This is a genomic window from Pseudomonas sp. RU47 (genome assembly GCF_004011755.1).
Taxonomy (GTDB): Bacteria; Pseudomonadota; Gammaproteobacteria; order Pseudomonadales; family Pseudomonadaceae; genus Aquipseudomonas.
In genome coordinates this window covers 3,783,830-3,796,426 of the sequence record NZ_CP022411.1, presented here as the reverse complement: position 1 = coordinate 3,796,426, position 12,597 = coordinate 3,783,830, and the positions used below count along the sequence as shown (strand labels likewise).

The window sequence follows — 12,597 nt, the reverse complement described above, 5'->3', positions numbered from 1 at the left end:
TATCCTGCACGCCTGTTGATGGATTGATTTAGGGAAGAATTGCATGCCGTTCAGGGTGATGGTGGTCGGTGGTTACGGAAATTTCGGCAGCATCGTGTGCCGCCATCTGGCGCTGATGCCGGACATCGGGCTGGTGCTGTCGGGTCGTGACCCGCGCAAATTGCAGCGCAAACTCGATGAGCTGAACAGCCAATCGGGCAACGTCTGCGAAGGCTGGTGCGGCGACGCCATGGGCGAAGAGTTCGAAGCCGCATTGCGTGCGCTGAACATTCAGTTGGTCGTGCATACCGGCGGGCCGTTTCAGGGGCAATCCTATGCCGTTGCGCAGAGTTGCATCGACGCTGGCGTGAACTACTGCGATCTGGCGGACTGCCGCACCTTCGTCAACGGCATCCACATTCTCGACGCGAGAGCGAAGCAGGCCGGCGTGGCGATCCTCAGTGGTTGCAGCTCGGTGCCGACACTGTCATCCGCGATCATCGATGAACAGCGCCAGCGTTTTTCGCGAATTGACTCGATCGAACACGGCATTTCCTCCTCGGCGAAAATGCCGGGTCTGTCGACCATCGAAGGCGTACTCGCCTATGCCGGCAAACCGATCAAGCAACTGAAAAACGGCAAGGTGCACGAAGTGTCCGGCTGGCTGGACCTGACCTTGCGCAAAATGCCGCAGATGGGCACGCGGCTGCTGGCCAACGTCGATGTGCCGGACATGGATATTTTCGCCGGTCGTTATGGCGCGCACACCCTGAAGTTCAAGGCGGGCGCCGGGCTCAAGCTCGGCGGTATCGCCAATGGTCTGCTGGCTCAGGCACTCAAAATCGGACTGGTGCGCGACCATGCTTTGTGGGCCGCAAGATTGCATCGCCTGGGCACGCGCTTCGAGCGTTTCGGCGATGGCAAAAGCGCGATGTACATCGACGTGCAGGGCCTTGGCGTTGACGGCAAACCGCTGTCCATGACCGCGCAACTCACCGCCCTGAACGACAAAGGCCCGGAAATCCCCAGCTGCGCCGCCGTAGCACTGGCGACGAAAATGGCCCAAGGCTACGTGCCGACCGCCGGCGCCCGACCTTGCGTGGGCGAAATCAGCGTCGCCGAGTACATGGCCGCGATCAACGACCCGGCCAACCTGAGCCTGGCCGTGAACTTCGCGGACGGGCAGCGCTGACATGCTCTATCTGTGCCTGAAGTACCTGCACATCATCGCGGCGATTTTCCTGTTCGGCTTCGGCATGGGCTCCTACCTCTACCTGATCGCCGCCAGCCGCACGGCCAACCCGCAAGTGATTGCTCACGTCGCACGGATGGTCGTGCGCTTCGACACCTGGATCACCACACCGGCCGGGTTTGTGCAGATCATCAGCGGTTATCTGCTGATGCGGCTTTCAGGCTTGACCATGAGCACCGAGTGGGTGCTGACGTCGTTGATCATTTTCCTCTGCGTCGGCTCGCTGTGGCTGCCGGTGTTGCTGTTGCAGAAGCGACTGTATGTGATGGCGACGAGTGCGAGCGAAGCGGGGGCGGGGCTTGATGAGCATTATCAGGCGGTTTACCGCAAATGGTTCTGGATGGGCGTGCTCGGTTTTTCCGGGATGTTCGTTATCGTGCTGATGATGGTGACGAAGATGACCCCCGTGCAGTTGTTCAGCTTTCTGATGTAGACGCCGCTGCTTTCAGAAAGCGCTGTTCGTGGTCTGGAGTGGGCAGCAGGCAGGTGTCGTATTTGCCGAACAGGCGATAGCGATTCAGCGCGATACGGTCGTAGGCCCAATCGCGCAGGCCGCGAGGGATTACGCGTAGCAGGCGCAATGGCTGCCAGCGGGCGGGCAATTGGCGGATGACTTCGAGAAATGCGTCGGAACGTTCCCAATAGTGGCGGTCACGGATAACGGCCATGGTGTCGAATTGATCTATGGGCAGACCGGCCCACGCCAGAAGCTCCTGACCCTCGGGCGATTGCACGGCGGCCAGACGCACGCGGCGTTGGTGGTCGTGGCGGATAAGGAAGCGTGCCCAGCCGTTGCAGAGTTTGCACACGCCGTCGAAGAGGACCACGGATTCGCCGGGGTTGAGGAGCGGGGCGGGGGGTGGGCGGGTTTTCGAGGTGGGCATGGGGTTGGGTTCGGGAGAGGCTGGAATGTTGCGATCATAGCCTTAGAAGTTGCTGTCTGCGAATGGCCGTACTTGGCAGGAACCGGCTGAGGTGAGAACTCACCGTTCGGTGACAAACATCAAGTCGGGCCAAGTCTCACGCCACGCCTTGGCTCGAATGCGATCCAGAAACATGGCATGTTTTTCGATTCTGAATCGTTCTGTTGGCCGTACCACCAGCGAGAACAGATCATCCAGCCCCAACGGCGCCGAAACCTCTATCTCGTCTTGACGATCAAGTCTGACAGCAACGGCAGTTGCCGTTTCGGGCCAACAGGTCATCGCATCGGCAGCGGAGCGATAGGGAGCATCGGCGTTGCGCAAGTGCATTCGAGCCTGATTCTTTACAGACCAGTTCACTTCACTGCAGAGGCTCGAGAGTGTGCTTTCCAGCGCCGAATCGGTTTGCGCACTGGCACGTGCCGGGTCGAACCAGATGACATCGATGTCTGCGGGCAACGCTGATGGCTGGCGCTGATGCAGGTGATCCCACACCAGGCTGCGCACGAAGCCGGCGCCAATCCAGCAATCCGGCAAGTTCAGCTCGCGAGCCATGCGCAGGATTTTCATCCTTACAGGATCCTGAGTGAGCAGGGTTTTTAGCTGTGTTTCGTGCTGCATTGGGTGTTTCTCATTGCGCTTGGTCATGTGGATCTTGGCAAAGGTATCCACAATCGTGACATTTGATGAATGCTTTCGACTGTTTTCAGATTGAAGCGGATCGTCGTGAATGTCTGCTTTCGGCCAGAAGCGGACGTTCGATTCGTCTGATAACGACTCTGAGTTGCCCTCAGTGGTCGACAGCAGTCAGCCAAAAACAGCACTGATCGCCCAATAATGGCTAAGAAACCCGATCAGCCATCACTATGATAGATACTCCGAACGTTACGCCAGATAGCCGGGTAAGCTCAGCCAACGGCCGTAAAGGGGTAGGCAAATCGTCAAGTGTTAGTGGACTTAATGGACGGTATTGTAGCTCATACCCGTTCAAGGCTTGGCTTGCAGCGCGATGGACGTCCGACCAGTCATAGGCAAAGAGTCCACGCTTGGCAAAGGCGACGAAAGCGTTTGCGCCAGACATGGAAGTGACTGAATTTACATCGGACACCTCCGACAATGAAAGGACCCATTCTTCGCAGTCCTCGGTGGAGGGAAGTGCGGAGTCAGGAATCGGACCCCGACCAGCCGTAGTGAACAACGCAATGTGCCCGATGGCGTCAGTAGCGATCCATCCAACATCAAAGCCCTCAACATCAAGGGGAGTAACCATCGGCACCTACTTTAAAAGGCAGCTAGTTGATTTTTAAACTTTCGTTTTCCAGCTCTGAGAATGTAAAGGCGTGTCCGCAAATTGCCAAATAGGGAAGAAAAACGACGGATCTATCATACCTGCTCTAAATGTCCGCTTTTGGCCGAAAGCAGACGCCCAATGCAATCTTGATCCCTTTGTGACAGCAGCCAGACCGCCGCCACAAAGGGATGTCCCCTCAATCCACCGGCACAACTTTATCCAGTGCTTGATTCACCGCCAATTCCCCCAGCATCACCACTTGCGCAATCCCCAGCGCAGTTTTGCGGTGGCCTGGGTCCAAGAGGGCGGCGAAGTTGCAGAGCATTTCGGTGGCTGAGCTTAGGGACTCGCTGGCGTTGACGAGCAGGGACTCGCTGTCGTAGTCGGCGTTGGCTAGAAACATGGGGGCGTGTTTTTTGTCGCTGCCCATGATGCGTTGGGTTGGTGTGAGGTAGTAATCAAGGGCGCGTTCGGCGGCTTCGTGGAATTTCCTGGAATCGGGAGATTCGTACGGGGAGGCCGGATCTGTCTCCGGCGGGTTCGGCGTGATCTTGAACATGTTCTTCTTTTTCCTGTGGTGTGGCCGCCGCACCGAGCTACTAAACAAGGGGTGGCAGCTGTACGCAGGTTAGTAGACCGGGGAAAAGAAGAAAGCCGGCGCGCCCGAGGGCGCCCTACGCACAGCCGCCATCAAGTGCAGGTACGTAAATACCTTTTGACGGACGCTTGTGCACTTTCATTTACCACGGGCTACTAAACCCGATCACTGGGAATCAGTGACGCGAACCAAGTTACCGGTGGCCCTTGAGGCGCACAAGCCGGCGGATTCTGGCGTAGTCGTAGGCAACGGCGCAAGAAGTTGTAGCCTTGAGCCGGTAACGCGACGTGTCTTTTAAACAGCTACGGAAAATTCCTAAACACGCATCATCAACACGCCGTTCAAGATGACATTCGTCGGTCCACCCTGTAGCTCAGGCAATGGCTTGGAACCCTCGCGGCCGGGCACGCACCAACACTAGGTTGCAACCCAAAAAAGACGAGGAAGGATACCCATGTCAGTTCATCCGATTTTGTTTCTGGGTGGCTCCGGCGCCATCGGCCACCGTTCTGCCAAAGCCCTGCGCGCCGCCCATCCCGACGTCCCGTTGCTGATCGGCGGCCGCGACCTGGCCAAAGCTCAACAAGCCGCCGAGGAAATGGGCGGGGCGCAGGGGGTGGTCATTGATCCTGCGGCAGATGACCTGGGATTGGGCAATCGCCCGATCAGCGCCGTGGCGGTTTTCTACATGGATCATTCCCTGGCCGGGTTGCGTTTTGCGCAGCAGCGCAAGGTGCCGCATCTGAGCATTTCGTCCGGCATTTTCGAGATTGCGCCGCAAATCGCCAGTTACATCCATCGCCCTGACGCGTCCCCCATCGTGCTGGGTTACGAATGGATGGTGGGCGCGACGACGGTGGCGGCGCTGCACATTGCTGAGGCGTTTGCCCGGGTGCGCGATATTCGCATTGATGCGTTGGTTGACGAGCAGGACGGCGGCGGGCCGACCGTGGCTAAAGATTTTGAACACTTGAGCAAAATGCTGCCCGCCGCCCTGACGCGGCGCGATGGCAATTACGTCTGGCGTGAAGGTGAGGAGCAGAACGTCAGCTTCCGGGCGGTGGACGGCACGTCGATGCAAGCCTCTGGCTTCTCGTCCATTGATGTTACCGGGCTGGCTGCCGCCACCGACGCGCCAAATGTGCAGTTCAATCTGGCCAGCGGGGTGAGTTCTTCGCGACGCGCGGGTCGGCCGATGTCGACCGAGATCCTCATCGAAATGGTCGGCGAGGATCGCAAGGGTCGGGCGTTGCACACACGGCATGCCGTCGTTCACCCGGCAGGCGCCGCAGCGTTGACAGGGCTCAGCGTGGCCATGTTATTGGAACGACTGCTTGGGCTGGATGGCAAACCACCCACTCCGGCAGGTCTGTACTTCCCTTATCAGTTGCTCGATGCCGGTGCGTATCTGGAGCGTTTGAGTAAAGAGGGCGGTGAGCTGCTGGAGCTACGAGTGCAGTAACCGTCCTGCGCAACACCGCCGACTTGCCGCTCATTCAGGTCGGCGGTGATGGACATTCACTCAACCGTTGAAACGTAAAACCGATCTGGTAAGCGTGAACTACTCAGCGAATTATTCCGAGAGCAACTTTTTACAGTCCAATAGCAAGTCACCCAGGAATGGGTGGATTTCCGACGACTCCATTAAAGCCATCAGCTCTGTGGCTCGCGTCCTGATGGGCATCCATTCTTCATGCTCAAAGATCAGGCGTTCATGGCAATGAAATGCGGCCTCGGTAAGGCTATTGCATCGCTGCCAAATGTCTTCCAGCCGGCTCTTCACGTCCTCCGGTAGCCCTCTGCGGCAGATTGAAAGTAGCTTTTCTATCGGAAGAATCATCTCGGACCAGACTTCACAGGCGGGGCAATCCGGGATAGTTGTCTGCTGTATGTCCGAGGGTTGGGCCAGAAACCCAAGCGCTTCGATTACTTCGCACGCGGCAAGAACCTGCTTGTACTCATTCTGGCCGTACCAAGCCCATAGCGTGGAGGAGAACCCCATATCAAACTCCAGAAAAATCCAGACCCCGAGACTTCACATTTTCTATCGCTTCGAGAAGCTGGCCGTCGAAGTACTCGGAGCCATCTCTTTCGCGCACTTCGATGCGCTCCTTTGCCTCGATCAACAGCTGTTCGGGAGCGATATTCTGATTCAAGAAAGTAGCGACCATCAGATCGCTCAAATGCACTAGCGGTGTATCCCATGACTCCTGGCAGCGTTGCATCAGCCCGGTATGGACATCCCCGTGCCATGGCCCTAAAAGATTCGAGATTGCCAATTTTGAGGTCATAAACTTCCTGAAGTCAGACTAACGGGCCAAGCGATTCGCTCTGTTCGGAGGAGATGAAACTCACCCCTCAATCAAATGAGCTTAACCCAGTCACATTAACCACAGGAATCTCACGGCGACTGCCAAGCCCCGCCATTCGCCACCGGCACCTCACCCAGATCGTAAGGATTAACCCCTTCAAGGCAGCCAACATTGAAACCAAACTCCTGCGGATTGGTACTACGTCGGTGATGGGTGTAAATGCCGCAATTCCCGCAGAAAAAATGCTCTGCCACTTGCTGGCCAAAGCTGTACTTCAACAACGCAGACTTACCGCGGATCACTTTCAGGTCAGCCGCCGGGACTGCGGCAACAATTGCGCCTCGGCGTTTGCAGAACGAGCAGTCGCAGCGGTGGGGCGTGGGCAGGCCTTCGGGCAGGTGGATTTCTAGAATGACGGCGCCGCAATGGCAACTCGCGCGGTGGTCACGGCGGATCAGCGTGTTGCCTATTTGTTTGAGCATGACTAAGCCTCCATCCAGTCCACCGTCGCCGTTTCGCGCCATTTCACCTCGGTGATGCCAAACCGTTCGGCCTGGGGTTTGGAGATGACTTTCAACGGTGGCTTGCCGGGTTTGGGAATCGGCGCGATGCCGGCGTCGCAACTCGCCCAATGCCATGCGTCGGCGTTGCGCATGGTTTTTGCGCGGATGACGAATGATTTTGGCTGGCCGTGAAGTTTGTATTCGATGACGAAGATGTCGACGTTGCTCATGCGTTCCTCCTTACGCTCATACGCAAATGAGTTTTGCCGACGGAAAAAATTCAAAGGATTTTCGGGGTTTGTTTCAGGCTGCTGACAATTGTTTTGCTTTGAACGGTTGGAACCGGCGGCGGCCTAAAGATCAAGCGTCTGCCAAGCACACACGCGGACGAAAATACCCCACGATTTCAGCCCCGGAGATAACCGGTGAACAAGACGATCAGCGCCGAGGATTTGAACATTCAGCTCAAGCACAACGATGACGGCGGCCTGTTCAAATGGCTGCTTGCCAGTTTCTTGATGGGCAAGCGGATACAGGCCGAAATCGCCGCCGAAGCCTATCGGGTGATTGCCGATAAACACGGGCGCGATACACCGCGCAAACTGGCTGCGTGCAGCCATCGTGAGCTGGTTGCGATGCTGGGGGAGGCGCATTACGTGCGTTACGACGAGACCACCGCCGTACGCCTCCACGCCTTGGCCCGCAAGTTAAACGACGAGTATGCGGGCAAGGTCAGCCATATGGTCGAGGCCAGCGCTGATCGCCCGGCATTCGAGAAACGGCTGGCAGAGTTCGACGGCATCGGCCCGAAAACCGTGGAAATCTTCATGCGCGAGGCAAGCGCTGTGATCAGCCTTTGATCGTGGGCCGTGACGAAAAGCGCTCACCGCCCAAGTCATGCAAAGCCTATTTGACTCGACGGCCAGAACGATTGATCGCCAACAGGCACAGCCCGACCAGCAATGCTGCACCTGCAACCAGTAACGCCGAAGGTTGCATCGGTTGGCGCAAGCCTGCTGCTGTGTGCCGCTGCGATATTGCCAGTGGCCGGGTTTCAACGGTCGCTTCGTCAAGCGTGTGGAATGGCGTAATAGCTTCTGCCTGAAAGGGCATTTCCTCAATGCTCAGACGCAGCCCATCTGACAACTCCAGTGTCCGCGCGGTGATCGTGCCAACGATTCTGTCTGGATAAACCGGTTCGCCATTGGGATCGAGTTGGTCATACAGGAAATGCTGCCCTTCGAGCCAGCCGACGGCCGTTTCCAACTCGGGGCCCAGGTAATACTTGCCGTCGAGGAAGAATCCAGCAAACTGCGGCGCGCGCTCGACGCTTTCAATGCGATAACGCTCACCCGGTTTCATACCGGTTTCAGGGGCAATCATGGTCAATCCCTCCGCTGTAGGTTCAGCGGTAGAGAACAAGGATCGAGCGTCGTTCCATGTAAAAGAGGAAAGGTAGCGGTTGTCCCGGAACGGATCTGTAACAGGCGAAAACAACTTCGCCCGACCAAGGCCGGGCGAAGCGGTGTGGCGCTAGCTCAATCAGTAATCCCAGATCGCCGGAATCCAGCGGAACGCCTCGCCATTGACGGCAACGCGGCCGACCGACGGGAAGGGCAGGTGTGTGGCGACAAACAGTTCGCCACTGGCGGCGGCTTCCTGCAGCAGGCGCACGCGCACGCGCACGGCTTCATTTGGGTCGTGCTCGAAGCCGTTGTGCCAGTCCGGGTGGTCGAAGGCCACCGGGAACAGGGCGTCGCCGGCGAAAGTCAGGCGTTCGGCGCCGGAGGTCACGTAGACCACGCAGTGGCCCGGGGTGTGGCCACCGGTGATTTTGGCGACTACGCCGGGGGCGACTTCGAACGCGTCTTCGAAGATGCGCAGCTTGCTTTGGTACTGCTGGATGAACGCATTGGCGGTCGAGCGCAGCACGTCCGGCACCGGCGCGGGCATGTCGGTGCTGGTGAAGTCCGGCGAGGTCCAGAAGTCGACTTCGGTGGCGGTGACGTGGATGCGCACGTCGTCGCGCAAGCGGTTTTTCACCGTGTCGACGAGCAGTCCGCCGATGTGGTCCATGTGCATGTGGGTGATGACGATATCGGTGACGTCTGCGAGGTCGATGCCGGCCGCCGCGAGGCGTTTGGGAAACTGCCCGGCGCGGGGGAAGCCGGGGAACTGGCCGCCAAGTCCGGCGTCGACGAGGATCACCTGTTCGCCGCTGCGTACCACCAGCACATTGAGTGCCCAGTCGAACGCGTCGGGGCCCAGATACATCTCTTTGAACCACTCAGCGCGGTCGGCGGGATCGGCGTTGGTCGACATGGTCTGGGTCGGCAGCGGCAGAACGCCGTCGCTGATTACCATCACGTCGATGTCACCGAGGCGCAGCGCGTAGCGCGACGGCACCAGCTCTTCGGTCGGGGTTTGCAGGGTGGCGCTGTTGGCGGTGAAGGAATCCAGATGCATGGTCATGGTGTTCTCCTTTTTATCAGGCAAGACATCGGTTCTTGGGCGCTCGGGGCAGATCAGGCCACCGGAATCGTAGGGTCGGCAGCGGCTAGAGCGGCGCTACGCTCGGCGACCGGCGGGTAGATCCATACGCTGTTGATTTGCGTCTTCAGTTCCTTGGCTTCGTCTTTCACCAGTTTCAGCTGGCGATCCCAGCCCTCGGTGTACACCGCGCCCCAGGCGCCCAGGTCGAGGCAGGTCACGTATTTCGGCTGACGGTAGGTGGTCGGTGCCAAGCCGAGCAGATCGGCGACGGCGTTGTTGCCGGCGTGACGGCCGAGGCTGATCGCGTGCTGGCAGGACATCACCGAAAAATTACCGACGTCGTCGGTGGCGGCGCGGGCGACATCACCGGCGGCGAACACGTGTTCAAGGCCTTGCACTTTGAGGTTGCCGTCGACGTGCAGACGACCCTGGCCATCGCGCTCGGCATTGAGCTGTTCAGTCAGCGGGCTGGCGCGGAAACCCACGGTCCAGATCACCGTGTTGCTCTCGATGTGACGGCCGTCGGCGAGGGTGACGCCGTTGGCATCCACGGCGGCAACGCTGGCGTCGACGATCCATTCGATGCCCAGTGCTTTTGATGCTTCGATGATGGATGGGCGGATGCCGTCGCCCATGGTCGCGGCGATGTCTTTGCTGCGGTCGACGATGATCACCCGGACGTCTTGATCGTCACCGAGAATGGCGCGCAGACGGCTCGGCATTTCGGTCGCGGTTTCGATACCGGTGAAACCACCCCCGGCGATGACCACGGTATTGCGGGCCTTGCTGACCGGTTGACTGGCCAGCGAATGGAGGTGGCGTTCCAGGCGCGCCGACGATTCGATCTGGTCGACGTCGAACGCATGCTCTTTCAGCCCCGGCACCGGCGGACGGGCCAGTTGGCTGCCGCTGGCCAGCACCAGTCGATCGTAAGAAAGCTCACCCGGACGACCGCTTTCATCACGATAACCAACGCGACGTGCCTGGCCGTCGATGCTCTCGGCGGTGCCTTTGACGAAACGCACACCGACGGCAGCGAACAGTGCATCCAGCGGCGCGTACATGCTGTGCACATCGGGTTCGTAGAAACGCGGACGGATGCGCAGTTCGGCTTGCGGGGCGAGCAGTGTGATTTCCACATCGTTGCGGTCATGCATATCCAGCAAACGCGCGGCGCTCAACGTGCTCCATAGCCCACCGAACCCTGCACCGATCACCAATAATTGCTGTTTCATAATGTGCTCCCTGACGCTGATGGATGGATAAAACCGGGTCGTTTCGACCTTGGCGTGACGATCACTGGCCGCCGCAAACTGCTTGCCGTACTGCATGGCGCTTAATCGCCCGCTGTCGAAAGCAATGCTATGGCGTGGGAGGCGCGGGCGCAGTTGTCCATCGGTGTGCGTGGATTACGCATGGGTCGAAGGGAGGTATACGAAGGTATCGAACTGCAGGAGCTGCCGAAGGCTGCGATCTGTCGATCTTGCTTTTAAAAGGCAACATCAAAAGATCGCAGCCTTCGGCAGCTCCTACACGGGAGGGGTTCTATTCAGGGCTTGTTTGATATGGCTGAGCAAGTCATCGGCCTGGAAGGGCTTGGGCAGGCAAGCCACCACTCCGGGGACTCGGGTGTTCACGTCATCGGGATGAGCACTGACGAAAATCACCGGGATGCGCCAGCCTTGCGCCTGCAACGCCTCATTGAGTTGCAGGCCGCTCATGCCGGGCATCTGGATATCGGAAATCAGGCAGTGCGCCTGCTCAGGCCCTGTTGATTCAAGGAAGGTGCGGGCGTCGGGAAAGGTCCGTACCCGATAACCGCTGGCGCGCAACAAGCTTTCCAGCGCACTGCGAATGGCCTCGTCGTCGTCAACCACTGCAATGACAACCGTGTTGTGCATAGGGCTCCCTGACCGGATGGGCAAGCGTGACGACTCCTGTCGTTCTTGCACCATACGCCGTCCGCGCTGGCGCAAAACTATACCTAGGTATAGCGCGTCGAGACCCTTTGATAGTCAGCGCTTCCGGCGATCAGCCTTCACGAGTGAAGCGACTACGGTAATCACGCGGAGAAATCGACAGGTGACGCTGGAAGCAGGCGCGCAGACGCTCTTCATCACCGAAACCGCAGAGGCGCGCGACCTTGTCGATGTTGTGCGCCGAGTTTTCCAGCAGACGCTTGGCCGCTTCGAGGCGGAACAGTTCGATGGCTTTGGATGGCGTGCGGCCGGTGTTCTGTTTGTAGACCCGGGTGAAATTGCGCAGGCTCATTCTGGCCTGCTCGGCGAGACGCTCCACACTCAGTCTGGGATCGCCGAGGTTGTCCATCAGCCACAGGTGCAGCGGCTCGAACAACGGGCTGTCCTGCACCTGCGCTTGCAGCAACGTGCTGTATTGCGCCTGACCACCGGGGCGTTTGAGGTACACCACCAGCTCGCGGGCTACCTGCAAGGCCACTTCGCGGCCGGCATCCGCCTCGACCAGCGCCAGCGCCAGATCGATACCGGCCGTGACCCCCGCCGATGTCCACACCGCCCCTTGCTGGATGAAAATCGCATCGGCATCCACTTCGATCGTCGGGAAGCGTTCGCGCAACGTCTCGCACATGGCCCAGTGCGTTGCGGCGCGACAGCCGTCGAGCAGGCCAGCCTTGGCCAGCAGGAACGCGCCACTGCACACCGAGACCACGCGTTGCGCGCTCGGCGCCTCGCGACGCAGCCAGTCGGTCAGTTGGCCATGCTCGTCTAGGGTCTGGCAGATGTCCGGGGCACCGGGGACGACGAGGGTATCCAGTGCGGCCATGTTCAGATCGCGTAGCGCGCGGGTGTCGACGGCCAAACCTTCGACGGTGTGCACCAACCCGCCTTCAAGGCTGGCGGTGTGCAGTTGATAGCCCGCTTGACTGCGTTCGGACATTGCTTTGCTCGCGGCCCAGAACACCGTTTGTGCACCGCTGAGGTCGAGCAGGCTCATTCGCGGGTAGGCGATGAAAACCACGTCGCGTGATTGCGCGGTTGAAGTGCCGGGCTGCGGGGAAACGCTGGGCATCGAAATCTGCCTGTTCAATCGGCTGAAGTGGGACGGTTGCGGCATGGCCGATATTCAGGGTTTTCTGGCCTGTCGGCAACGTGCGCCGACTGCTAGCCTGCTGCGCGACCGTTTGGCTGGCATCTGGCTGCGGTTGCCATCATGGACTAGATTTATTCACCTGCACATCGCACGCGTTGCGATCTCGCCGAGGACTCA

16 protein-coding genes are annotated in these 12,597 nt (G+C 59.1%); 4 read left to right on the top strand and 12 right to left on the bottom strand.

What is annotated here, in order from left to right:
* Positions 1-43: 43 nt before the first annotated feature.
* Together CCX46_RS17260 and CCX46_RS17255 are read left to right on the top strand one after the other, a co-directional pair.
* The gene (locus CCX46_RS17260) at positions 44-1,171 is read left to right on the top strand and encodes a saccharopine dehydrogenase family protein (RefSeq protein ID WP_127928351.1); all 1,128 of its coding nucleotides are present in this window, start codon (positions 44-46) and stop codon (positions 1,169-1,171) included.
* Position 1,172: 1 nt separating this feature from the next.
* On the top strand, positions 1,173-1,664 hold the full coding sequence (locus CCX46_RS17255) for a DUF2269 family protein (RefSeq protein WP_127928349.1): 492 nt from the start codon (positions 1,173-1,175) through the stop codon (positions 1,662-1,664).
* Here CCX46_RS17255 and CCX46_RS17250 read toward each other — a convergent pair.
* From CCX46_RS17250 to CCX46_RS17235, 3 genes are all read right to left on the bottom strand, one after another.
* Positions 1,648-2,115: a thiol-disulfide oxidoreductase DCC family protein gene (locus tag CCX46_RS17250; RefSeq protein ID WP_127928347.1), complete on the bottom strand. Its 468-nt coding sequence runs from the start codon at positions 2,113-2,115 to the stop codon at positions 1,648-1,650. The genes CCX46_RS17255 and CCX46_RS17250 overlap by 17 nt on opposite strands.
* A 99-nt stretch (positions 2,116-2,214) precedes the next feature.
* Positions 2,215-2,775: a nucleotidyltransferase family protein gene (locus tag CCX46_RS17245; RefSeq protein WP_174245127.1), complete on the bottom strand. Its 561-nt coding sequence runs from the start codon at positions 2,773-2,775 to the stop codon at positions 2,215-2,217.
* A gap of 866 nt (positions 2,776-3,641) precedes the next feature.
* On the bottom strand, positions 3,642-4,004 hold the full coding sequence (locus tag CCX46_RS17235) for a DUF6124 family protein (protein WP_127928342.1): 363 nt from the start codon (positions 4,002-4,004) through the stop codon (positions 3,642-3,644).
* Positions 4,005-4,497: 493 nt separating this feature from the next.
* On the opposite strand from CCX46_RS17235, the gene CCX46_RS17230 reads away from it, so the two are divergent.
* Positions 4,498-5,505 (top strand): NAD(P)-dependent oxidoreductase, encoded by a 1,008-nt coding sequence (locus tag CCX46_RS17230; protein ID WP_127928340.1) that lies wholly within the window; start codon positions 4,498-4,500, stop codon positions 5,503-5,505.
* A 111-nt stretch (positions 5,506-5,616) separates the two neighbouring features.
* Here the strand turns inward: CCX46_RS17230 and CCX46_RS17225 are convergent, their stop codons facing one another.
* From CCX46_RS17225 to CCX46_RS17210, 4 genes are all read right to left on the bottom strand, one after another.
* On the bottom strand, positions 5,617-6,045 hold the full coding sequence (locus CCX46_RS17225) for a hypothetical protein (RefSeq protein ID WP_127928338.1): 429 nt from the start codon (positions 6,043-6,045) through the stop codon (positions 5,617-5,619).
* Position 6,046: 1 nt separating this feature from the next.
* Entirely contained in the window at positions 6,047-6,334 is a 288-nt protein-coding gene (locus CCX46_RS17220; protein WP_127928336.1) for a hypothetical protein, read from the bottom strand.
* A gap of 110 nt (positions 6,335-6,444) precedes the next feature.
* Entirely contained in the window at positions 6,445-6,837 is a 393-nt protein-coding gene (locus tag CCX46_RS17215) for a GFA family protein (protein WP_127928334.1), read from the bottom strand.
* A 2-nt stretch (positions 6,838-6,839) separates the two neighbouring features.
* Positions 6,840-7,088, bottom strand: a complete 249-nt coding sequence (locus tag CCX46_RS17210) for a DUF6555 family protein (protein WP_016984867.1) — start codon at positions 7,086-7,088, stop codon at positions 6,840-6,842.
* 195 nt (positions 7,089-7,283) lie between these two features.
* On the opposite strand from CCX46_RS17210, the gene CCX46_RS17205 reads away from it, so the two are divergent.
* Positions 7,284-7,718 carry a DNA methylase gene (locus CCX46_RS17205; protein WP_127928332.1) on the top strand — a complete coding sequence of 145 codons (435 nt, stop codon included), beginning with the start codon at positions 7,284-7,286 and terminating at the stop codon, positions 7,716-7,718.
* A 46-nt stretch (positions 7,719-7,764) separates the two neighbouring features.
* Here CCX46_RS17205 and CCX46_RS17200 read toward each other — a convergent pair whose 3' ends face one another.
* The 5 genes from CCX46_RS17200 to CCX46_RS17175 all read right to left on the bottom strand — a co-directional run bounded on the left by CCX46_RS17200 (position 7,765) and on the right by CCX46_RS17175 (position 12,399).
* Positions 7,765-8,241, bottom strand: a complete 477-nt coding sequence (locus CCX46_RS17200; protein ID WP_127928330.1) for a short chain dehydrogenase — start codon at positions 8,239-8,241, stop codon at positions 7,765-7,767.
* A 159-nt stretch (positions 8,242-8,400) separates the two neighbouring features.
* Complete coding sequence (locus tag CCX46_RS17195) at positions 8,401-9,330, bottom strand: MBL fold metallo-hydrolase (protein ID WP_127928328.1); 930 nt, start codon at positions 9,328-9,330, stop codon at positions 8,401-8,403.
* Between the two features lie 53 nt (positions 9,331-9,383).
* Complete coding sequence (locus CCX46_RS17190; RefSeq protein ID WP_127928326.1) at positions 9,384-10,586, bottom strand: NAD(P)/FAD-dependent oxidoreductase; 1,203 nt, start codon at positions 10,584-10,586, stop codon at positions 9,384-9,386.
* A gap of 294 nt (positions 10,587-10,880) precedes the next feature.
* Complete coding sequence (locus CCX46_RS17180; RefSeq protein WP_127928324.1) at positions 10,881-11,252, bottom strand: response regulator transcription factor; 372 nt, start codon at positions 11,250-11,252, stop codon at positions 10,881-10,883.
* Between the two features lie 130 nt (positions 11,253-11,382).
* Positions 11,383-12,399 (bottom strand): GlxA family transcriptional regulator, encoded by a 1,017-nt coding sequence (locus CCX46_RS17175; protein ID WP_127928322.1) that lies wholly within the window; start codon positions 12,397-12,399, stop codon positions 11,383-11,385.
* Positions 12,400-12,597 lie beyond the last annotated feature (198 nt).

Coding starts and splice junctions, on each gene's coding strand:
- CCX46_RS17200 (WP_127928330.1), bottom strand. CDS start 8,241: ATGATTGCCCCTGAAACCGGTATGAAACCGGGTGAGCGTTATCGCATT.
- CCX46_RS17260 (WP_127928351.1), top strand. CDS start 44: ATGCCGTTCAGGGTGATGGTGGTCGGTGGTTACGGAAATTTCGGCAGC.
- CCX46_RS17250 (WP_127928347.1), bottom strand. CDS start 2,115: ATGCCCACCTCGAAAACCCGCCCACCCCCCGCCCCGCTCCTCAACCCC.
- CCX46_RS17190 (WP_127928326.1), bottom strand. CDS start 10,586: ATGAAACAGCAATTATTGGTGATCGGTGCAGGGTTCGGTGGGCTATGG.
- CCX46_RS17245 (WP_174245127.1), bottom strand. CDS start 2,775: ATGCAGCACGAAACACAGCTAAAAACCCTGCTCACTCAGGATCCTGTA.
- CCX46_RS17220 (WP_127928336.1), bottom strand. CDS start 6,334: ATGACCTCAAAATTGGCAATCTCGAATCTTTTAGGGCCATGGCACGGG.
- CCX46_RS17175 (WP_127928322.1), bottom strand. CDS start 12,399: ATGCCCAGCGTTTCCCCGCAGCCCGGCACTTCAACCGCGCAATCACGC.
- CCX46_RS17215 (WP_127928334.1), bottom strand. CDS start 6,837: ATGCTCAAACAAATAGGCAACACGCTGATCCGCCGTGACCACCGCGCG.
- CCX46_RS17235 (WP_127928342.1), bottom strand. CDS start 4,004: ATGTTCAAGATCACGCCGAACCCGCCGGAGACAGATCCGGCCTCCCCG.
- CCX46_RS17180 (WP_127928324.1), bottom strand. CDS start 11,252: ATGCACAACACGGTTGTCATTGCAGTGGTTGACGACGACGAGGCCATT.
- CCX46_RS17210 (WP_016984867.1), bottom strand. CDS start 7,088: ATGAGCAACGTCGACATCTTCGTCATCGAATACAAACTTCACGGCCAG.
- CCX46_RS17195 (WP_127928328.1), bottom strand. CDS start 9,330: ATGACCATGCATCTGGATTCCTTCACCGCCAACAGCGCCACCCTGCAA.
- CCX46_RS17230 (WP_127928340.1), top strand. CDS start 4,498: ATGTCAGTTCATCCGATTTTGTTTCTGGGTGGCTCCGGCGCCATCGGC.
- CCX46_RS17225 (WP_127928338.1), bottom strand. CDS start 6,045: ATGGGGTTCTCCTCCACGCTATGGGCTTGGTACGGCCAGAATGAGTAC.
- CCX46_RS17255 (WP_127928349.1), top strand. CDS start 1,173: ATGCTCTATCTGTGCCTGAAGTACCTGCACATCATCGCGGCGATTTTC.